The following is a 21073-nucleotide window of genomic DNA, read 5'->3' on the forward strand; positions in this document are numbered from 1 at the left end:
CGCCGACCGGATTGCGCGGTCGGCGGGCGGCCCGTGTTGTGCGGTGGGCGTCTCAGTCCTGTGCTTCGGCCGCCACCGGCTTCGGGATCAGGAAGGACGTCGCGATGGCCGCGGCCAGGATGACCACGCCCGCGATCATGCCGGCGGTGTAGCCACCGGAGGACGACGGGTCCGCCGGTGACGCGGCCGTCTTGACCGCGTACAGGAGCGCGAAGCTGAGCCCCGCGCCGAGGTTGAAGGCGCCGGCGTTCAGACCGGGCAGGAAGCCCGGGTTCTCGCTGGGGGAGAGGACGATGCCCAGGCCGTTGAGGACGATGTTCGCCACGCCGGCGTAGGCGATGCCCACCAGGACGGACGTCACCAGCAGCAGGATCTGCGACTGGCTGTGCATCGTGAGCAGCATCAGCGCGACCGTCGCCACCGACCCTGCCAGACCGCACCGCAGGACGCGCCCGTAGCCGAAGGTCGCGGCCAGGCGGCCGGCCAGCGGGCCCATGGCGAGCCCGGCGAGCGCGTACGGCGACAGCGTCCACCACGCGGACTGCTCGGCGCTCATGCCGAGTCCGGCCTGGGCGTCCTGCGCGAAGGCCGGGATCAGCCCGTTCATGACGGCGAACACGCCGGTCATGGTGAGCACGGTGGTCAGCAGGGTCGCCCAGGTCGCCCGCTGCTTGAGGTGCCTGGTGGCGACCAGGGGGTGCCCGCTGCGGTTCTCGGTCCGCCAGAACAGCGCGAACGCGGCCGCGGACAGAACGAGCAGGACGGCGATCAGCGGCCAGTTGGCGGCGGCCAGCTTGCCCGCCTCGTTGAGCGCGATCAGCAGCGAGCCGACCGAGACCACGAGCAGCGCGACCCCGGGCCAGTCCATCCGGCTCGCGGCGGCCGCCTTCGACTCGGGGGTGAGGGTGGCGACCAGAACGGTGGCCAGGGCGGCGACGACCGCCATCGCCCAGAACACCGACGCGAAGCCGTGGCTGTCGGCCAGGTAGCCGCCCGCGAGGGAGTCGACACCGGCGATACCGCCGTTGACGGCGGTGATCACGCCCAGCAGGGTGCCGTACCGCTTCGGCTCCTGCACCTCCACCCGCAGCATGATCAGACACAGCGGGACGACCGGACCGGAGACACCCTGGATGATCCGGCCGGCGAACAGCATCGGCACACTGGTCGCCAGCGCGGCGACGACACAGCCGACGACCATCAGGCCGAGCATTCCGGCCAGCACCCGGCGGCGCCCGATGACATCGCCCAGCCGCGGGAGGAAGAGCGAGAACAGCGCCGCCGAGGTGAAGAACGCGGTCTGGGTGAGGCCGATCTCCGCGGAGCTGGCGCCGAGGGTGTCCTCGATGTTCTTCAGCGCGGGGCTGAGCATGCTGGCGTTGAGCTGGAAGGCGAAACAGGCCGCGAGCAGCGCGGTGACCAGTACGCCTATACGGACCCCGGACCCGCCGCCGGTCCCTTCAGCGGGGCGCCGGCCGGTGGCGGTGCTCACCTCGGCGACGGTGCTCTTGGCGGTGTTCTTGGCGGTGGATGTGTTCATGCCTCGATGTCGCCGATCCGCTCAAGGGCGTCCACGACGAGGTTCCAGAACCGCTCGTGGTCCAGCTTGACCGCGACCTGGGTGGTGCAGTCCTCCGGGGCGGGCGCCCGGAAGTCCGTGACGGTCATCCCGACCGTCAGCGCACCGCGCAGCTCGATGTCGACCGGGGCCTTCCGTACGGTCATCACGTCCGGGTCGATGACGTAGGCGACCGCGCACGGGTCGTGTACCGGCGGGTAGGTGAAGCCCTGGTTCTCCCGGTAGGCCTCGCGGAAGAAGTCCAGCAGCTCACCGACGAACTTGGCGGGGCGGGTGCCGACCGCGGCGATCTTCGCATCGACCTCGGGGGTCGCCAGTGCCTGGTGCGTCAGATCGAGGCCGACCATGGTGACCGGCCAGCGCTCGTTGAAGACGATATGCGCGGCCTCGGGGTCGATGATGATGTTGAACTCGGCGACCGCGCTCCAGTTGCCCTCGTGGTAGCCGCCGCCCATCAGGACGACCTCGCGGACCCGCTCCGCGATCCGCGGCTCCTTGCGGACGGCCAGCGCGATGTTCGTCAGGCCCGCGGTCGGGACGATGGTGATCTCGCCGGGCTCGTGCGACATCACCGTGTCGATGATCAGGTCCACCGCGTGCCGGCGGTCCAGCTCGATGGCCGGCTCGGGCAGCTCCGGGCCGTCCAGACCGGTCTCGCCGTGGATGTCCGGCGCCGTCTCGATGGCCCGGACCAGCGGACGGGGGCAGCCGGCGGCGAAGGGTACGCCCGTGATCCCGGCGATCCGCGCCACGGACAGCGCGTTGCGGGTCACCTTCTCCAGCGTCTGGTTCCCGACCACGGTCGTCACGGCGACCAGTTCGACATCGGGGTTGCCATGTGCCAGGAGCATGGCGATCGCATCGTCATGCCCCGGGTCGCAGTCGAGGATGATCTTTCTGGCCAACGGAAGAGCCCCTTTGCTCTGCTGCTCGGAAATGTGGTGCGGAGTGGTGATGCGGGGCCGGTATGGCCTCCGGTGCACAGCGCGCCCGGCGGTCACCCATGGCGAGCCCGGGCGGGAAGTCAGCCACGAGCGAGCAACATGGGAAAACGTTCTCCGGAAACTTGACCCATGGACTGGCCGGTTGTCAACGGTTCAATCTCTGGCCTACCGGGCGTTATCGGGGCGAAACGCGGCCGGTGTGGCGGGGAGAACGACCTCCCATGGGACAACGTTTGCCAGGCAGGCAGCGGAGCGTATGCTCCCTCCGGTCCGGGCGGGCCGAGCGAAGGGAGCCGGGAGACGGTGGCCGAAGTCACGCTGAAAGACGTCGCGCTGGCATCGGGCTGCTCCATCGCCACGGTCTCCCGCGTGCTGGCCGGCACCCGTCCGGTCGGCGTCGAGACCGCCCGCACCGTACGCGAGGCGGCCGAGCGGCTGGGCTACCGCCCCAACCATGTGGCCCGCGCCCTGCGCAGCCGCTCCACCGGCACCGTCGGTCTCGTCCTGCCGCAGATCACCAACCCGTTCTTCCCCTCCCTCGTCCGGGAGCTGGAGCATGCGCTGCACGCCGAGGGGCGGGCCGTGCTGCTCGCCGACTGCGATGACGACCCGGTGACCGAGGCGGCCCGGATCGGCGCGTTCCTGGGACGGCAGGTCGATGCGCTGCTGCTGATACCCGTCGACGAGCGGCGCAGCCGGGAGGCGGTGGCGAGCGCGGCCGCCCAGGTGCCGCTGGTGCTGCTCGACCGCGGCTGCGGCCCCGGCGTCGCCGACTCCGTCGCCGTCGACAACGCCGCCGGTATGGCCCTCGTACTCGATCATCTGGCCGCGACGGGCCGCCGCCGCCCCTGCTTCGTGGGAGCCGCCGGAACCGCGTCGGCGGCGGTCGAACGGCGCGCGGCGTACGAGGCGGGGGCCGCGGCGCTGGACCCCGAAGCCCCCGGGCGCGTCGCGCTCGGCGACTTCTCGGTGGAGTGGGGACGCGCCGCCGTCGACCGTCTCCGGCCCTCCCGGCCGGACGCCCTGATCTGCGCCAACGACCTCATCGCCGCCGGTGCCCTCCAGCGTCTGCGGCAGTTGGGTGCGGACGTACCGGGCGAGGTCGCCGTCACCGGCTTCGACGACATCCCGCTCGCCGGCCTCGCCGACCCGGCGCTGACCACCGTCCGCCAGCCGGTCGGCGAACTGGCCGCGGAGGCCGCCCGCCTGCTGAGCCGCCGGCCGTCCACCGCGGACCCCGGCCCACGCCGCACGATCCGGCTCGCACCGCACCTGGTCGTCCGGGCCTCCAGTGCGCCGGCCGGGGTCTCTCCGGCCCGCTGACCGAGGCGCCTCACCTGCGCATGATGTTGCGTCAAGAATGCTGCAAGCACGGTTAGTTGGGCGCCTGCGCGTCCGGTACGCGCTCACCCGCCGCCATGGCCTGCCGTCGGCATGACACGCACCCCTCCCGTGCGCCGCACCTCTTGACCGTACGCGGTCAGCGAGTAAAGTCTAGACCAATTGGTGTGCACCTTCGCGTCATTCACCCCCTCGGTGAGGCTTCCGGCGGGTGGACGTGCGGCGCCGCGGCGGCGTCGGGTCCACTGCTTTCGCGTGGCGGCCTCTCTCGCGAAAGGTTTGACATGCACAGGAAAAGAAAGCTGGCCCTCGCCCTCGGTGCGGGCATCGCCCCGCTGCTCGTCGTCACCCTGCCGGTCAACCCGGCGAGCGCGCACGGCTATGTGTCCTCGCCGCCCAGCCGGCAGGCACAGTGCGCCGCGGGCACCATCGATTGCGGTCCGGTCAAGTGGGAGCCGCAGAGCGTCGAGGGCCCCAAGGGCCTGACCAGCTGTAGCGGCGGCAACAGCCGGTTCGCCGAACTCGACGATGACAGCAGGGGCTGGAAAGTCACCCCGATCGGCAGCTCCCAGACCTTCAACTGGCGGCTGACCGCCCGTCATTCCACCAGCACCTGGCAGTACTTCGCCGGCGGGCGGAAGGTCGCCGAGTTCAACGACGGAGGTGCGCAGCCACCGGCGACGGTCTCGCACACCGTCAACTTCGGCGGCCTCACCGGCAAACAGAAGGTCCTCGCGGTCTGGAACATCGCCGACACCGCGAATGCCTTCTACGCCTGTATCGACGTCACGATCGGCGGCTAGCCTCCCGTCTCCTCCCTCATCCCTCCCGTCCCCGCCGCCCCGTCTCCCTCCACCGGTCACCTCCGTGAGCGGCGGCGAGCAGGGCGACGGGGGCGGCGGGGCACCCGTTACGATCGGCCCATTCATGGCCGTTGTGCGTGGCCGCTGCCGGGAGGAAGAGATGGGCCTGTTCCGCCGAGGACCGAAGCGGGATTCCCGCGAACTGGCACGCGACGGGGAGTTCAGCTTCTTCTCCGAGCGCGAGGGCGGTGTCTTCAGATCACAGGTCCGGCAGGCCTTCGCGGAACGGGGGCTCGAAGTCACCGCGTACGCGGGCGTGGTCACCGACTCCGCGGGCCGGCAGTTCGGCCTCGGCAACCTCGCCGCGGTGTGCCACCGCGACCGGCGCGGGGAGCGCAGCTGGCCCGCGCTGATCCGGGATCACGTCGGCAAGGTGCTCCGTACGATGGACGGCCCGCAGCCGCTGGAGATCCTCAGCGGGGACGAGATCCGGGCCTGTCTGTACCCCCGTGTGGTCGCCCAGGAGACGCTGCCCGCCTCGGACTCCTTCCGCTACGGCCGGGCGCCGGCGCCGGGGCTGCGGGAAGTGCTCGCCCTCGATCTGCCCGAGGCGGTGCAGATGCTCAGCGAGGACTCGCTGACCGATCTCGGGGACGTGGCCGAGCTGCGGATCCGGGCGATGAACAATCTGCGGGCGCTGCCGGTCGAAGGGCATGAAACGGTACGGCGCGGCGACGGTTCGGCGTTCGAGGTGCTGCTCGGCGACTCCTTCTTCACCGCGAGCCGGGTGCTGGTCCTCGACGAGCTGGTGCAGCGGCTCATGGGCACCGGGCTCACGCCGGACGGTGCGCTGGTCGCGCTGCCTTTCCGGCACCAGCTGGCGTTCCACCGCATCCACGACGCGCAGGTCATCCCGGCGCTTCAGGCCATGGCGCAGTTCGCTGCGGCCGGTCACGAGGACGCGGCGGGCGCGATCAGCCCCAGGGTGTTCTGGTGGCGCCGGGGCGTGATGACCCCGCTGAGCGAGCCGGACGGGGACGGGCTGCGGGTGGTGGCGGACGCGGACTTCCAGGAGATGCTGGAACGGCTGGTGCAGGGCGAGGCCTGAGGGGCGGGACGGCGGGCACCGCGCCCGGCCCGTACAAGATTTTCTCGCGAAATCTTCAGCGTGCGGGAACCTGAACCGCCTTCCACCCGTTTCTACAAGTGAGGCCCCACGCTCTCCCCCGTGCGTGGGGCCTCACTCTGTGCCCGCCCGGGGTCTCCCGGCGCCCGGCCGCCCGCCGCTTCAGCCGCTGAGCCCCGCGCGTTCCTCTTCGGTGAACAACCGTGAGCGGATCAGAAAGCGCACTCCCTCCGGCGCCTCCAGCGAGAACCCGCTGCCCCGCCCCGGTACGACGTCCACCGTCAGATGGGTGTGCTGCCAGCGCGCGAACTGGTCGGCCGACATCCAGAAGTCCACCGGCTCCCGCACGCCCTCCACGCCCAGCCGGGCCAGCAGCACATCCGACGATCCCGTACGGAATTCCCCCGCCGGGTAGCACATGGGGGCGCTGCCGTCGCAGCAGCCGCCGGACTGGTGGAACATCAGCGGGCCGTGCTCCTTCCGCAGCAGCCGCAGCAGTTCGGTCGCCGCCGCGGTGAGCCCGACCCGTGCCGTGCCCTCCGGGGCCGCGGGGCCCGGAGCGGCCGTCTCGCACCCGTCGCCGGCGGCCATCAGAAGCGGCCCGGCTTGCCGAAACGGCCCCGCTTCGTGGCGGGGCGGCTGACCGGCAGATTCTTCGTCCCCGGTGGGTACATGTGTCGTCCTCTCCTGGCCCTTCCGCTCCTGACCAGCGGAAACGGATGTTGTTCGGTGGGCCGGGGCGGGCCGCCCGGGCCCGGCCGGATCGTGCCCACCGAGCCGTCCCGGCGGCGCCGGTCCAGTTAACTCCGTGCAAGGTTGCGACATGGTTGCACGCGACGCCGTGATGTAAGGGCAAGCACCGGCCGTGGACACACATCTGGGCGACCGGCTCAGGCAACCGCAGCCGCCATCGGAACGTCTCGAAAACCAGACGAGAACGACGAGAGTTGAGCAACTGGTGACGTTCGCACATTCCCGTGACGCGTGCGGTGACGACTGGCCGTTGGTGGGACGCGAACGCGAACTCGCTGTCATGGACGCCATGGCCGCCGACGTCTTGTCCGGCCGTCCCCGCGTCGTGCAGCTCGAAGGGTCGGCCGGCATCGGCAAATCGGCCCTGCTGAGCACCTGGTGGGAGCGGAACGGGCAGTTCCGTGTGCTGCGGGCCCGCTGCCATCCCCTGGAGCGCGCCTTCGCCTTCGGGGCCGTCCGGCAGCTGTTCAAGCCGCTGCTGGCGGCGGTCTCCGACACCGACCGGGCACGCCTGCTGGCAGGGTCGGCGGCGGCCACGCTGCGGGCCCTGGACGACGCCGCCGCCACGGATCCGCTGCCGGATAACGCCAATGTGACGGCATCGACGCTGCGGGAACTGGACGCACTCGTCTCCCGGCTGGCCCGCCGGCAGCCCCTGCTCCTGGCCGTCGACGCACTCCAGTGGATCGATCAGCCGTCCCTGCGCTGGCTGGTCCATTTCATCGGGCGCGCGGACAGTCTCCCCGTGCTGATCGCCGTGACCACCCGCAGTGCCGAGGGCAGACGGCTCGATCCGCTGTTCGCCGAGCTGGTCCGGCCCGCGAACTGCCACACCCTCGTCGTGGAGCCGCTCGACGTGGACGGCGTGGGGCAGTTGGTGCGGACGCTCTGGGGCGCCGAGGAGCCGGACGCGGCCTTCTGGGCCGCCTGTCACGCCGCCACCGGAGGGCATCCGCTGTTCGTCCGTGCCCTGCTCCACCAGGCCCAGCGCAGTGGGGTGAAGCCGACGACGGAATTCCGGGACCGGATCCCCACGGTCACCCTCTCCACGCTCGGCGGGGAGATCTCCCACCGGCTCTGCCAGGCGTCCGACGAGGTCGTGGCACTGGCACGGGCGCTGGCCTTCCTGGGCGACCGCAAGCCCCCGGAGCTGCTCGCCGCGTACTGCGGGACCGGGCGGGCCGTGGTGCAGTCCGCCGCCGAGGAGCTGCGGTCGCTCGGCCTGTTGCGGGCGGACGGCGACCCCCGCTTCACCCATCCCGTCGTCCGCGACACCGTGCTGGCCACGCTGTCACCCGAGGAACTCGGCGTCGGGCATGCGCGGGCGGCCCAGGTGTCCTGTCTGAGCGGGCGCCCCGACGAGGAGGTCGCCGCCCATCTGCTGGCGGCCGGCCCCGTCCACGGCTCCTGGGTCCTGCCGGCGCTGCGCCGGGCGGCCACCGAGGCACTGCGCCGCGGCGCACCGGAGACCGCCGTGACCTATCTGCGCTCCGCGCTGCACCAGCCGCTGGACGAGCCCGAGCACGCCCGGGTGCTCCTGGAACTGGGCACCGCGGCCAGCCATTACGATGCCGCGCTGGCCATCTCCTGCGTCACCGGCGCACTGGAAGGGCTGACCGACGAGGCGGCCCGCAGCGACGCCCTGGGGGTGCTGGCCTACTCCCTGCTCCTCTCCCGGGGGTCCCGGACGGACCTGTCGAGCGTGGACCGGAAGATCGCGGCATTAAGCGAACGGTCCACCTCGGGCCCCGGGGCCGCCGACCGCGAGCTGGCGCTGCGGATGAGCGCGCTGCGCTCGTGGATGGAGTTCGAGCGGCCGTCCGTCACCGGCCCGGCCCCCGCGCCGTCCCCCGGCAAGGACGACGACCTGGCCGACCGGACCGCGGGCGAACGCCAACTGCTCGCCATCCGCGCCTTCCACGCCCTGCGCGCGGCCCTGCCCGCCCCGTACGTCACCGCTCTCATCGAGCGGGCGTCCGTCAACCTGCCGGCGTTCTCCCACGACCTGTTCCCGCTGCACTACTTCGTCGCCCAGACGCTGCTGTACCTCGACGAGCTCGACACGGCCGACCGGCTCAACCGCCATCTGACCCGGGAGATCTCCGGCCGGGGCATGGAACTGCTGGTCTCCTCCCTGACGGTCTACCGCGCCGTACTGGCGCTGCGCCGCGGAAATATCACCGAGACCCTCGCCGCGGCTCAGGACGCCGCCGACCACGCGTCCCCCACCGGGCGGCTGCCGTACTCACTGACCCTGGACACGATCAGGATCGACGCCCTGCTCGCCCAGGGCCGGGTCGAGGACGCCGAGCGGGTCGCGGTCACCCATGCCGTGGCGGGACAGACGGAAGTGGCGTGGGAGCGACCCCGGTTCCTGATGAGCCTGGCCGCCCTGCGGATCGCCCAGGGCGAGCCGCGGTCCGGGCTCTCCCTGCTCCGCGAGTGCGGCCACCACTCCGAGGCGCTGGGGACGGTCAGCCCGGCGATGTCCCCCTGGCGCTCCCGCGCGGTCCCCGTCCATCTCGCCCTGGGGGAAACCGAGTCGGCCCATGCGCTGGCCGAAGAGGAGCTGGACCTCGGCCGGCGCTGCCGGCTCCCACGGGCCCTCGGGGTGGCGCTGCGGGCGGCGGGGGCGGTCGCAGCGGGCTCCCGGGGGCTCGACCTGCTGGCCGAGGCCGTGACCGTACTCCGACCCACCCCCGCACGCCTCGAACTCGCCCGCGCCTGCCACGATTTCGGTGTCGCCCTGCTGCGCCGGGACGACAAGCGCGGCGCCCGCAGAACCTTGCGCGAGGGCCTGGACCTCGCCGTCGGGTGCGGTGCCACGGTGCTCGCCACGCGACTGGAGGAGGGGCTGCACCTCGCCGGCGGACGCGTCGCCCGCTCCGGGAGCCAGGGCATCCGGGGGCTGACGGCCGGGGAGGAACGTGTCGGCACCCTGGCCGCGCAGGGATACAGCAACAAGCAGATCGCCGAACTCCTCGTCGTTTCCCTGCGGACCGTGGAAACCCACCTCACCGGCGCCTACCGCAAGCTCGGCATCACCGGACGCCCCCACCTGGCGGCGGCGATGGCCGAAGCGGGCAGGAGCCGCGGGGGGAGCGAGCCGGCGGACTCCTGAGCGCGGCCGTACGGTCGCGAGCCCCGCACCTCGGCCGGCAGCCCCTCACTTCCCCGCAGAAGCCCCTCACCGTCCTTCGGGTGGGGGGCTTTCGGTATGTCCCTGGGCGGGCGGCGCTCCTGTGGTCCGCTGCCGGTGCGAACCGTGGTTCCTCGTGGTCGGAAGCCGTGGTTCCCGTCTTCCCGTGGCGTTTCTCGTGGTTGCCCCGGAGGGGAATCTCCGGGTACCGAAGTCTTAGCCGGATCCAATTGATTCGGCAGCTCTCTCATGACTTACTCATCGAACGGCGTCGAATTCTTCCGGCGCCACCGGACAGTGCAAGAGGGAGTAACAACCGTGAAGATCAACCATCGGGCTGTATTCGGTCTTCTCGCGGTGGGGGCCGCGTGCTTCTCCACCGTACTCTCCGCGCCCGCCGCTTATGCGGGTTCCCAGAACTACATCCAGATCACCAACCACGCCGGCATCCTCGCCAATACCTGCTACAAGTGGCGTGACGCCGAGGGCAAGAACTACTGCCACAACGTCCGGCCGGTGAATGACACCTGGCAGGCGTATTTCCCCGAGGAAGCGACCGGCGTAAAGATCGATCTCAGCACCAGCATTGTCGACTACGCCACGGTGGACACCGCCGCGGTGACCGACACCAACCGAAACCACTGCTTCGAGATCACCGGACTCGTCGACCGGCCGAAGCTCCAGGAAACGGGCTGCTGAACACCCGGATATCGCAGGGAGCGCCGCCGTCACGCCTTCCTGCACATCGGAATGACCCAGAACAGAGCGAGGAAACGTTGATCTCCACATCCACCTCCGCATCCCGCATGGCGCTCACCCTCGGCGCCGTCGCCGCCGCGCTCGCCCTGGCGGCGCCCACGGCATCCGCCGCACAGGGATCCAGCCTCCCCGACGTCAATGGCCACACCGACAAGTGGGTGGAGGAAGGCAGTCCCTCCGTCACCTACGACAACGGTTACCAGGTGAATTCCGCGGAAGAGGTCAAGCGCGCACTGGAACAGTGCAATGACAGCAAGGTGTCCTGCTCGTCGACGACCCTGGAATCCAAGCAGGTGACCAAGTGGTTCGACGTGGACAACGCCGGTATGGGCATCGGTCCCATTCAGAACTGTAGCCCCGGCGCCGCGGAAATCAACCAGACGCTCAGCGGCACCCGCACCTTCAGCTGGGGCTGGAATGTCGGTGCCAGCGTCGATATCACCCTGGTCAAGGACAAGCTGGGCGTGGGCGCCTCCGCGCAGTACAGCGAGACCAACACCGAGTCGAAGAGCGGCGACATCAGGATCACCATCAAGCCCGGGCAGAAGGGGATGCTCCAGCTGGGCCACGACATGGAACAGCGCGTCTCCGATGTGACCATCCAGGGCGGCGAGTTCGGCGGCGCGAAGATCTCCGGACTGCGCACCGAAATCCCGCTCAACACCTCGGCACGCGCCGACACCGACGTGGTCGCCTGCGGCGCCACCCTCAAGAACGGCCGCTGAGCCGCCGCTCCCACACGCGACACACTCACGAAGGGGCATCCTGTGCGGAACATCAAGAAGTCGGCGGCCTACGGGGTCGCCGCTCTGAGCCTCGCGCTGGTCGGCGGCGCGATGACAGCGCCGTCCGCCGCGGCCGCGGGCTCGGGCAAATACATCAGCTTCAGCAACAAGGGCTGGTTCATCGCCGAGACCTGCTACCACTGGGCGTCCTCGACCACCCCGGACTCCTGCGACAAGGGGAAGGCCATCGGCACGGACTGGCGGGTGGAAATCCCCGATGACGCCCAGGGCGTCAAGGTCGAGGTGACGGTGGACGGGCAAATAGCGGGGGACAACGTATCGCCGCACATCACCGACTTGACCAGTAGCCACTGCTACGAGCTGAGCGGCTACACCTGGGGCCCGAAGAGAACCGACAAGACCTGCTAGGCGTGCCCGGACCATTGAAGCGAGAGGTGAAATCCAGCATGCGAAGCAAGAAGCAATCCCTGGCATACGGTGCTGCCACCCTGGGCCTCGCCCTGGCCGGCGCGGTACTGACGGCACCCACCGCCACTGCCGCCTCGGACAACTATCTCCAGTTCGACCACCAGGCGGCGTCGCTCATCGACACCTGCTATGAGTGGAAGGGCCCGGAGGGCATAGAGAAGAAGAACTACTGCCACAACGTCCGGCCGGTGGGCGACAGCTGGAAAGCGTATTTCCCCGCGGAAGCCACCGGGGTCACGGTCCAGGTGCACTGGTCGGGAGGCTCCACGTCGCTGTACATCAACGAGCCCGACAAGAACCACTGTTACCGGATAGAGGGAATACTTCCCAGCATCCACGTCCTCGACCTGAAGTGCTGAGCTGAGCGACGGACCCTGCGGCCCGTCGGCGTCTCCCGCCGACGGGCCCCGTGCATTACACGGGGTCCGCCCGCACTGCCCACCCGAACCCTGGACAGGCCACCCCCGCCTCCATAAGGTCCTCACCATGGTCCACAAAATCGAACCCGCCGCAGAGCCTCCGGTAACTCTCACCAGCCCGTACGACCTGCTGACCGGCTACCTCGATTTCTACCGGAACGCCGTGCTGCGCAAGCTGGAGGGAATGTCCGACGCGGAGCTGAGGGCCAGCCGCGTGCCCACCGGATGGTCGCCCCTGGGACTGTTCAAGCACCTGGCCTGTGTGGAATTGCGATGGCTGCAATGGGGATTCGAGGGCGAACACATCGAAGAACCCTGGGCCGACGTCAAGACCCGTCCCGGACCGTGGCACGTGGGCCCCGAAGAATCCTTCGAGGACATCAAGAAATTCTTCCAGGAACAGTGCGCCCGATCCCGCGCCATCGTCGCGGCGGCCCACCTGGAGGACCGAGCGGCCACCCTCGGCGGAACGGTCCCGCCCGACGAAGACCGCCCCACCCTGATCTGGATCCTCTTCCACCTCCTCCAGGAGTACGCCCGCCACGCCGGCCACCTCGACATCGCCCGCGAACTGGCCGATGGGGCGGTGGGGGAGTAGGAGGTCGCTTCTTGGCGGGCGGGACGGAAACGACATCACCTCGCGCCTGCCACCGCGCTATACCGTGTGGCCATGTCGGCGTTCATACAACAGCTCCCCGCCCTGATCGGCGTAGTAATCGGTGCCCTGGGGTCGTACTTCGTCAGCGTGCGCGGCGATCAAGTCCGCTTCCGTCGCGAGCAGGCGGCCCATTGGGCGGAACGGCGGCTGACGACCTACGCCGGCTTCGCCAGGGCGCTGAAGAAGAGCGTCACCCTGACGTACCGGATCGCGGCCCACCTCGGCAACGACCCTCACCCGCACCCCTTGTCACCCGAGGAAGCGGCGCCACACCTGGCCGAAGCCACTGATGCCCGGGACCCGGCCGGGGAGGCACTGCTGATGCTGGGCACCCCGGACGTGGTGGAGAAGGCCCGGGAATGGGTCGTCGTGGTGATGGAGATGGAAGCGTTCCTGCGAGACCGGACGTACAGCCCGGAAACATGGTCAGCCATGCTCCAGCGCCAACGCACCGCACGCGAGGGGTTCTACGCGGCCGTCCGCCGCGACCTGGCACTCCCACCCGGCCACTCCGGCGAATGGCAGCTCGCACCGACCCTGACGGGCTGAGTGGGCAGAGCCCTGGCGGGCGGGGCTGTCGCGTTCGGGGCGCCGATGCCTGAGCGCCCCAAGGCCCCCGGGTGAGCCGTGTCTCACCCCCGCGTCGCCTCTTGTCTATGCAACTCGTTGCATAGAAGGATCGGGGTATGGCGCTCGAGCACGCGATTCTTGTCTCCCTGCTGGAGAAGCCGGGCTCCGGCTATGAGCTGGCCCGGCGGTTCGAGCGGTCCATCGGGTACTTCTGGACCGCCACCCACCAGCAGATTTACCGCGTCCTCAAGCGTATGGAGAGCGACGGCTGGATCGATGTCCGCGAGGTGCCGCAGCAGGCCCGGCCGGACAAGAAGGAGTACTCCGTCGCCGCTCTCGGCCGGACGGCGCTCGCCGAGTGGCTGCACGAGCCGATCGAACCGGAGAGCGTCCGGCACGACCTCGCGGTGAAGATCCGTGGTGCGGCCTTCGACGATCCCGCCGCGCTGATCCGTGAGGTCGAACGGCACCACCAGATCCACAGCGACCGCCTCGCGCACTATCTGGCGGGGGAGCGGCGTGACTTCACCGGTCCCGGGGCGCCTGCCACGCCCGACGCGGGCCAGGAACTCCAGCATGTCGTACTGCGCGGCGGTATCGCCTATGAGCGCATGACCCTCGACTGGCTGGACGACGTACTCGCCACCCTCCACCGACTCCGGCCCGAGCGCTGAACGGGCGCCCGGGTGAGCCAACGCGCCTGCCCGGCTGCCGCGTTCGGGTCAGCCTCAGCCCCGAGCTTTCCCGTCCACCACCCGCAATCCGCAACCTGAGCCGGAAAGGCGAACTTCCATGGCCGACCCGCTGCTGTTCAACCCCCGCACCTACGACCCGGCGCACTTCGACCCCGAGACCCGCCGGCTGCTGCGCGCCACCGTCGACTGGTTCGAGAACCGCGGCAAGCGCCAGCTGATCGAGGACTACCGCTCCCGCGCCTGGCTATCGGAGTTCCTCGAATTCTCCAGCAAGGAAGGGCTGTTCGCGACCTTCCTCACCCCGGCCTCCACCGCCGACGGAAACCAGGACAAGCGCTGGGACACCGCCCGGATAGCCGCCCTCAACGAGATCTTCGGCTTCTACGGGCTCGACTACTGGTACGCCTGGCAGGTCACCATTCTCGGCCTCGGCCCGGTCTGGCAGAGCGACAACGCCGCGGTCCGCGCCCGCGCGGCCGAACTCCTCTCCCAGGGCGAGGTGTTCGCCTTCGGTCTGTCCGAGAAGGCCCATGGCGCCGACATCTACTCCACCGACATGCTGCTGGAGCCGGACGGTGACGGCGGCTTCCGCGCCACCGGATCCAAGTACTACATCGGCAACGGCAACGCCGCCGGACTCGTCTCCGTCTTCGGCCGCCGCACCGACATCGAGGGCCCGGACGGCTATGTCTTCTTCGCCGCCGACAGCCGCCACCCGGCCTACCACCTGGTGAAGAACGTCGTCGACTCCTCGAAGTACGTCAGCGAGTTCCGCCTGGAGGACTACCCGGTCACCGAGGCCGACATCCTGCACACCGGCCGCGCCGCCTTCGACGCCGCGCTCAACACCGTCAACGTCGGCAAGTTCAACCTCTGCACCGGCGCGATCGGCATCTGCGAGCACGCGATGTACGAGGCCGTCACCCATGCGCAGAACCGCATCCTCTACGGCCGCCCCGTCACCGCCTTCCCGCACGTCCGCCGCGAGCTGACCGACGCCTATGTCCGCCTCGTCGGGATGAAGCTGTTCAGCGACCGCGCCGTCGACTACTTCCGCTCCGCCGGGCCCGACGACCGCCGCTACCTCCTCTTCAACCCGATGACGAAGATGAAGGTGACCACCGAGGGCGAGAAGGTCATCGATCTGATGTGGGACGTGATCGCCGCCAAGGGCTTCGAGAAGGACACCTACTTCGCCCAGGCCGCGACCGAGATCCGCGGCCTGCCGAAGCTGGAGGGCACGGTCCACGTCAACCTCGCCCTGATCCTCAAGTTCATGGGCAACCATCTGCTGAACCCGGCCGAGTACGCGCCCGTGCCGACGCGCCTCGACGCGGCCGATGACGCGTTCCTCTTCCGGCAGGGCCCGGCCCGCGGTCTGGGCGCCGTACGCTTCCACGACTGGCGCACCGCCTACGACGCCTTCGCCGGGGTGCCGAACGTCGCCCGCTTCCGCGAACAGGCCGACGCCCTCTGCGAGTTCGTCATCACCGCCGCCCCCGACGAGGAGCAGAGCCGCGACCTCGATCTGCTGCTCGCCATCGGCCAGCTGTTCGCGCTGGTCGTCCACGGCCAGCTGATCCTGGAGCAGGCACAGCTGACCGGCCTCGACGAGGACGTGCTCGACGAGCTGTTCGCCGTCCTCGTCCGGGACTTCTCCGCACACGCCGTCGAGCTGCACGGCAAGGACTCCGCCACCGCGGCACAGCAGAGCTGGGCGCTGGGCGCGGTCCGCCGCCCGGTCGTCGACGACGCCCGTTCGGCGCGCGTCTGGCAGCGCGTGGAGGCACTGTCCGGGGCGTACGAGATGGCCCCGTAACCACGCCGCAATCCGCCGCCGGCGCCCCGGTCCGGCAGGCTCGGCCCCGTCCGCGCAGGATGGCTGAGTCTGCCGCGCCGGGGCGCCGCCGCGCGAGCGCCGCCCCTCCGGGCCGATCGGCGCCCGAGACTTCCCCGGCCCTCCGGACGGGCACCCGGAGACCCTCTAGTATCGGCATCCTGATCAGTTCGCGCAGCGGGCGCAGGCCCGGGAGAGGGGTACGCGAGCGTGCAGCCCCTGAGTTGCCCGCAGCCGTCCGGAGACGCCGCCGGCGGAGGCCGAACGGATCAGCGGTCACCGTGACGATCCTCCCTGACCCCGCTGCCTCGCAGGCCCTGCTCATCGGCGTCCATGACTACGAGAGCATGCCGGCCCTGCCTGCCGTCGAGCGCAATCTGACCGGGCTCACCGGGGCGTTCACCGACCCGGAGTTATGGGGGCTGCCGCCCTCGCACTGCGTCGCCCTGTCCCAGCCGCCGAGCGCCCAGGACGTGCTCGACCCCCTCAGCCGCGTCGCCCTGCGCGCCACGGACACGTTGGTCGTCTACTACGCCGGACACGGACTCATCGACCCGTACAGCGACGAGCTGTATCTGGCGCTGCCCGGCTCGGACCAGGAGCGGCTCTACAGCGCGCTGCCCTTCGAGTGGGTGCGCCGGGCGGTCCTGGATTCGCGGATCGGCGCCCGGCACAAGGTGGTGATCCTGGACTGCTGCTACAGCGGGCGGGCCCTGGTGGGCGGTATGAGCGGTACCACCCAGGTGGCCGACCACGCGCTGATCGACGGTACGTCCCTGATGGCGGCCTCCGCACAGACACGGAAGGCGCTGTCCCCGCCCGGTGAGGAATTCACCGCGTTCAGCGGCGAATTGATCACCGCGCTGACCGAGGGAATCGCCGACGGCCCGTCCCTGCTGGACATGCAGACCCTCTACCGGCACCTCTACACCGAGCTGGCGTCCAAGGCCAGACCACTGCCCCAGCAGCGCAACCGCAACACCGGCGGGCTGATCGCCCTGGCCAGGAACCGGGCCCACGCCGACCACATCGCCCGTCGTCCTCGGCCGCTGGTCGAGCCGTCGTCGCCGGAGGCTGAGCCGTCGCCGTCGCCGTCGCCGTCGGCCGAGCCGTCCCCGTCGCCGGGCGAGCCGTCCCGCAGCGATGACCGCCCGCACCCGCACGCGCAAACCCCCACACCCCAACAGCCCCCGACGCCGAATGCTGCCCGCGCCGCCGAAGGGCAGAGTTCCCCAGGAAGTTCGGCCTCCGTCCGGACCAGGACCATCGCGGTGGTGTCGGCGGCCCTCCTGGTCGCGGGAATCTCCACCACCCTCGCTCTGCTGAACGGTGCGCAGGGAGGATCCGACGACGGCAAGTCCAAGGACGGCGTCACCAAGGCCACGTACAACGCCGCTGTCGGCCACGTCCTCAAGCGGGGTGGCGGCAAGGGCGGCACGCTGAAGTTCGTCAGCTCCATCGATGCCGACTCCTGGGACCCGCAGCGTGGCTACTACGGCTTCGTAGCGAACTTCGCCCGCTACTACACCCGTCAACTGGTGACCTACGACCCGAAGTCAGAGGGCACCGTACTCACCCCGGACCTGGCCACGTCCAAGGCCAAGATCACCGGCCACGGCCGGACCTACACCTACACCCTGCGCAAGGGGGTCACCTGGGAGGACGGATCGCCCGTCACCTCCGAGGACATCAAGTACGGCATCGAGCGGCTGTGGGCGACGGACGTCATCACCGGCGGACCGAGCTACTACCTCAGGGAGGCGCTCGACCCCGAGGGAACCTACCGGGGCCCGTACAAGGACACCTCGGCCAAGGGCCTGACCGCGATCGAGACGCGCGGTCCCGGAACCATCGTCTTCAAACTGCCCCGGCCCAACGGTGACTTCGAGCAGATGCTGGCCATGATCGCCGCCTCGCCTGTGAAGAAGAGCCAGGACACCAAGGCCAAATACGGTCTCAGACCGTTCTCCAGCGGCCCGTACAAGTTCCGGTCGTACCAGCCGGACAGATCGCTGGAGCTGGTGCGCAACCCCCACTGGCAGCCGCTGTCCGACCCGATCCGTAATGCCCTCCCGGAAGTGATCAGGGTCCGGATCACCGGCGATCAGAACTCCGTGGACCGCAGTCTGACCAGCGGCGATGACGACCTGGCGCTGGGCACCACAGGGCTGGGGCCGGCCACCCGGGCCAGGGCGCTGTCGGACCGCGACCTCAACAAGAACCTGGACACCCCGCGGTCCGGCGTCGTGCGCTACGCGGCGTTTCCGCAGACGGTGCAACCGATGGGCAACGTCCACTGCCGCAAGGCGGTGGCCTACGCCGCCGACCGCCGGAGTCTTCAGACCGCGCTCGGCGGCCCCGCCGCGGGGGGCGACCTCGCACCGAGTCTGCTCCCGCCCGGCATCAAGGGCACCGACCCCACCTTCGATCCGTACGGCGTGCTCAAGAACCGCGGCGAGCCGGATCTGACCAAGGCCAGGGACGAGCTGAAGAAGTGCGGCCGGCCGGACGGCTTCCCGACCACCATCGCCGTGCGCAACGACCGGCCGTCGGAGAACGACGCCGCGGAAGCGCTGACGAGTGCACTGGCCAGGATCGGCATCAGGGCGGAGGTCGAGCGCTTCGACGGGGCGCGGATGCCCACCCTCGTCGGGGCGCCGAGCGAGGTGCGGAAGCGGGGCTACGGGATCGTCATCGCGAGCTGGGGTGCCGACTTCCCGACGGGGCAGGCCTTCTGGCGCCCGCTCGTCGACAGCCGGATGCTTCTGCCGAGCGGCAACTTCAACCAGACCGAAGTCGACTCCCCGACTCTCGACAAGCTTCTCGACAAGGCCGTCGCCGAAACCGACCCGAACACGGCCGGTGAGACCTACGAGGAGATCAACCACAAGGTCTCCGGGGAGGCCTACTACCTGCCGTTCGTTTACGGCAAGTACGTCAGCTGGCGCAGCCCGCGGCTGACCGATGTCCATGTTGCCGACGTCTACGGAGGCTATGACTACGTGCGGTTGGGCGTCCGCGGAACCTGACAGCACAGCCATCACGGGGTGGACGGCCCAATCCTCACCTTTCAGGCATATCGGAATTCTCCGACTGTGCGGTCGGGTGCAGCGACTATGATCCGAACAGGCTCAGCCCGCACCATGACTGGAAGAGATGTGCTTCTGCTCCGTTCCTTGCATTCCCCGGGGCCGGTACGGATGACGTCGTTCGCACTTGCGGCGACGGGCATCGCGGCGCTGTTGGGTGGCTGCACGGAGAGCGGGGAGCCGCAGAGCGCCGGCCATACCTCGGCCGCCTCCGCCCCGGTGCGGCTGTGGCCGGATCGCAAGCCCGCGCCGCAGCCCGAACGGGGCAAGGGCGAGAACCTCCCCGCGGCCGTTCCCGGGGTGCCCCGGGTGCCGTCCGGGGACATCCGCAAGGCGCCGCTGCTCACCGTCGTCAAGGCACAGGTGGACGCCGGTTCCGCCCTCGACGGCGGACCGCAGTTCGACTCCGCCACCGAAAGCAGGATCAACGCCTGCGCCAAGGCACCGGAACACTGTCCGGTGCGGAAACCGCAGTACCTGGATCTGACCGGTGACGGGAAGCCCGAGTTGATCGTGGGCATCGAGGCGCTGGACCGATCCCTGGCGCTATGGGTCTTCACGCTGCGCCACGGCGTGGTGACCCGGATCATGGATGCCGGCGCGACTCCGCTGTCGGTGGAGATCGCGAACGGCGATCTGATCCTGCGGGAGCCCACCGGCACCCCCGGGTACGCCACCCGCACCGTCTACGAGTGGGACCCCCGGACACGGGCCATGACGCTGCGAGCCATGGAGTTCGACGAGGCGGACCCCGCCACCCCCGCACCGAAGAGGACGCCATGAGCGCCGGCCGGCCCCGTGCGCGGCTGCGGCTGCCCGCGTGGACGGCGACGCTGTACTGGAAGTTCGCCGTCTTCGTCATCGTCATGTGTTGTGTGCTCGCCACGGTGGTCGGCGTGCTGGTGCACGTCCTGGTCGGCCGGCAGACCGAAGAACAGGCCCGCAGTGCCGCCCTGGCCGAGCTCGACACCGCCGCGGCGGCGTATGTCGCCGGGGAGCCGCTCGGCCGCAACGCCGCGGTGAACCCCGCCGACCTCCCCGCCTCGCTGCTCACCATGGCGCGGCACGGCCAGCGCGGCACTCAGCTCGGCGAACACCGGGGCCGCCCGGTGATGTGGGCCGTCACCCCCGCCGACGGCAGGGCGCTGGCCGTCCACCTCGACCACACCCAGCGAGCCGCCGCGCTCCGCGGGCTGGACCGGGCCATCATCGGCTCCTCGGCCTTCGCGATCGCCCTCACCCTCCTCGTCGGGCTGTTCGCCGTCTCCCGTATTACCCGTCGGCTGCACCGCACGGCCCAGGTCGCCCGCAGGATCAGCACCGGCGATCTGGACGCCCGGGTGGACGATCCCCGGGTGCTGCGGCCCGACCAGGCCCAGGACGAGGCCGCCGCGGTGGCGGCCGCACTCGACGCGATGGCCGCCGCACTCCAGGCCAAGCTGAACAGCGAGCAGCGTTTCACCGCCGATGTGGCGCATGAGCTGCGCACCCCGCTGACCGGGCTGCGGGTGGCGGCCGAACTGCTGCCGCCCGGCCGTCCCACCGAGATGGTGCAGGAGCGGATCGGGACCATGAGCCGGCTGACCGAGGATCTGCTGGAGATCTCCCGTCTGGACGCGGAGGTGGAGCAGGCCGACATCGATCTGCATCAGCTGGGGCCGCTGGCCGAGCGTGCGGTGCTGGCCACCGGGCTGGCGGCCGAGGTCCGCGTCGAGCGGGACGCCCGGGTGGAGACCGACCAGCGCAGACTCCAGCGGGTGCTCGGAAACCTCGTCTCCAACGCCCACAAGCACGGCCGCCCGCCGGTGATCCTGACCGTCGACGGCCCGGCCATCACCGTGCGGGACCACGGCGACGGCTACCCGGGCCGGCTCCTCGACCATGGCCCGCAGCGCTTCAGCAGCCACTCCGGAAGCGGCAAGAAGACCGGCCACGGCCTCGGCCTGACCATCGCCGCCGGCCAGGCCAGGGTCCTCGACGCCACCCTCCACTTCTCCAACGCCCCCGACGGCGGAGCCGTCGCCGAACTCGTCCTCCCCCCATCGCCCCCGGACCGGGCCCTCCACCAGCCGACGGGCGCGGACGACTGCTAGCCCGCCGCCTCCGGCACGCGGCTTACCCGCAGCGCCGTACGGCCCTGACGGCAA

The 21073-nt window shown here is 70.2% G+C and carries 18 protein-coding genes; 15 read left to right on the plus strand and 3 right to left on the minus strand.

Features of this window, described 5'->3' with window-relative positions:
• Positions 1-52 precede the first annotated feature (52 nt).
• Positions 53-1540 carry a uridine transporter UriT gene (gene uriT, locus CP981_RS34145; RefSeq protein WP_244329923.1) on the minus strand — a complete coding sequence of 496 codons (1488 nt, stop codon included), beginning with the start codon at positions 1538-1540 and terminating at the stop codon, positions 53-55.
• Positions 1537-2484: a uridine-preferring nucleoside hydrolase UriH gene (gene uriH, locus CP981_RS34150; protein ID WP_085922319.1), complete on the minus strand. Its 948-nt coding sequence runs from the start codon at positions 2482-2484 to the stop codon at positions 1537-1539. Before uriH ends, uriT begins: the two co-directional genes overlap by 4 nt.
• A gap of 342 nt (positions 2485-2826) precedes the next feature.
• On the opposite strand from uriH, the gene CP981_RS34155 reads away from it, so the two are divergent.
• From CP981_RS34155 to CP981_RS34165, 3 genes are all read left to right on the plus strand, one after another.
• Positions 2827-3846 (plus strand): LacI family DNA-binding transcriptional regulator, encoded by a 1020-nt coding sequence (locus tag CP981_RS34155; protein WP_085922318.1) that lies wholly within the window; start codon positions 2827-2829, stop codon positions 3844-3846.
• Positions 3847-4148: 302 nt separating this feature from the next.
• Entirely contained in the window at positions 4149-4667 is a 519-nt protein-coding gene (locus tag CP981_RS34160) for a lytic polysaccharide monooxygenase auxiliary activity family 9 protein (RefSeq protein WP_085922317.1), read from the plus strand.
• A 160-nt stretch (positions 4668-4827) separates the two neighbouring features.
• Positions 4828-5775 carry a hypothetical protein gene (locus CP981_RS34165; RefSeq protein ID WP_085922316.1) on the plus strand — a complete coding sequence of 316 codons (948 nt, stop codon included), beginning with the start codon at positions 4828-4830 and terminating at the stop codon, positions 5773-5775.
• Between the two features lie 180 nt (positions 5776-5955).
• Here the strand turns inward: CP981_RS34165 and CP981_RS34170 are convergent, their stop codons facing one another.
• Positions 5956-6384, minus strand: a complete 429-nt coding sequence (locus tag CP981_RS34170) for a DUF779 domain-containing protein (protein ID WP_085922315.1) — start codon at positions 6382-6384, stop codon at positions 5956-5958.
• A gap of 367 nt (positions 6385-6751) precedes the next feature.
• Between CP981_RS34170 and CP981_RS34175 the strand changes: the two genes are divergently transcribed.
• The 12 genes from CP981_RS34175 (at position 6752) to CP981_RS34230 (ending at position 21019) form a co-directional block, all read left to right on the plus strand.
• Positions 6752-9667: a helix-turn-helix transcriptional regulator gene (locus tag CP981_RS34175; RefSeq protein WP_085922314.1), complete on the plus strand. Its 2916-nt coding sequence runs from the start codon at positions 6752-6754 to the stop codon at positions 9665-9667.
• A 336-nt stretch (positions 9668-10003) separates the two neighbouring features.
• On the plus strand, positions 10004-10384 hold the full coding sequence (locus CP981_RS34180; RefSeq protein ID WP_085922313.1) for a hypothetical protein: 381 nt from the start codon (positions 10004-10006) through the stop codon (positions 10382-10384).
• Between the two features lie 77 nt (positions 10385-10461).
• Positions 10462-11169 carry a hypothetical protein gene (locus CP981_RS34185; protein WP_143658802.1) on the plus strand — a complete coding sequence of 236 codons (708 nt, stop codon included), beginning with the start codon at positions 10462-10464 and terminating at the stop codon, positions 11167-11169.
• A gap of 42 nt (positions 11170-11211) precedes the next feature.
• Positions 11212-11598, plus strand: a complete 387-nt coding sequence (locus tag CP981_RS34190) for a hypothetical protein (protein WP_085922311.1) — start codon at positions 11212-11214, stop codon at positions 11596-11598.
• Positions 11599-11636: 38 nt separating this feature from the next.
• Entirely contained in the window at positions 11637-12017 is a 381-nt protein-coding gene (locus CP981_RS34195; protein ID WP_085922310.1) for a VOC family protein, read from the plus strand.
• Between the two features lie 127 nt (positions 12018-12144).
• Complete coding sequence (locus CP981_RS34200; RefSeq protein ID WP_085922309.1) at positions 12145-12675, plus strand: DinB family protein; 531 nt, start codon at positions 12145-12147, stop codon at positions 12673-12675.
• Between the two features lie 72 nt (positions 12676-12747).
• Entirely contained in the window at positions 12748-13284 is a 537-nt protein-coding gene (locus CP981_RS34205; RefSeq protein ID WP_085922452.1) for a hypothetical protein, read from the plus strand.
• Positions 13285-13421: 137 nt separating this feature from the next.
• Positions 13422-13979 (plus strand): PadR family transcriptional regulator, encoded by a 558-nt coding sequence (locus CP981_RS34210; protein WP_085922308.1) that lies wholly within the window; start codon positions 13422-13424, stop codon positions 13977-13979.
• 118 nt (positions 13980-14097) lie between these two features.
• Positions 14098-15819, plus strand: coding sequence for an acyl-CoA dehydrogenase family protein (locus CP981_RS34215; protein WP_085922307.1), 1722 nt, complete (start codon positions 14098-14100; stop codon positions 15817-15819).
• 299 nt (positions 15820-16118) lie between these two features.
• Positions 16119-18866, plus strand: a complete 2748-nt coding sequence (locus CP981_RS34220) for a caspase, EACC1-associated type (RefSeq protein WP_085922306.1) — start codon at positions 16119-16121, stop codon at positions 18864-18866.
• Between the two features lie 171 nt (positions 18867-19037).
• Complete coding sequence (locus CP981_RS34225) at positions 19038-19709, plus strand: hypothetical protein (RefSeq protein ID WP_229894036.1); 672 nt, start codon at positions 19038-19040, stop codon at positions 19707-19709.
• Entirely contained in the window at positions 19706-21019 is a 1314-nt protein-coding gene (locus CP981_RS34230) for a sensor histidine kinase (RefSeq protein ID WP_085922305.1), read from the plus strand. Before CP981_RS34225 ends, CP981_RS34230 begins: the two co-directional genes overlap by 4 nt.
• Positions 21020-21073: the final 54 nt, after the last annotated feature.

The sequence above is a fragment of the Streptomyces platensis genome (assembly GCF_008704855.1).
Classification (GTDB): Bacteria; Actinomycetota; Actinomycetes; order Streptomycetales; family Streptomycetaceae; genus Streptomyces; species Streptomyces platensis.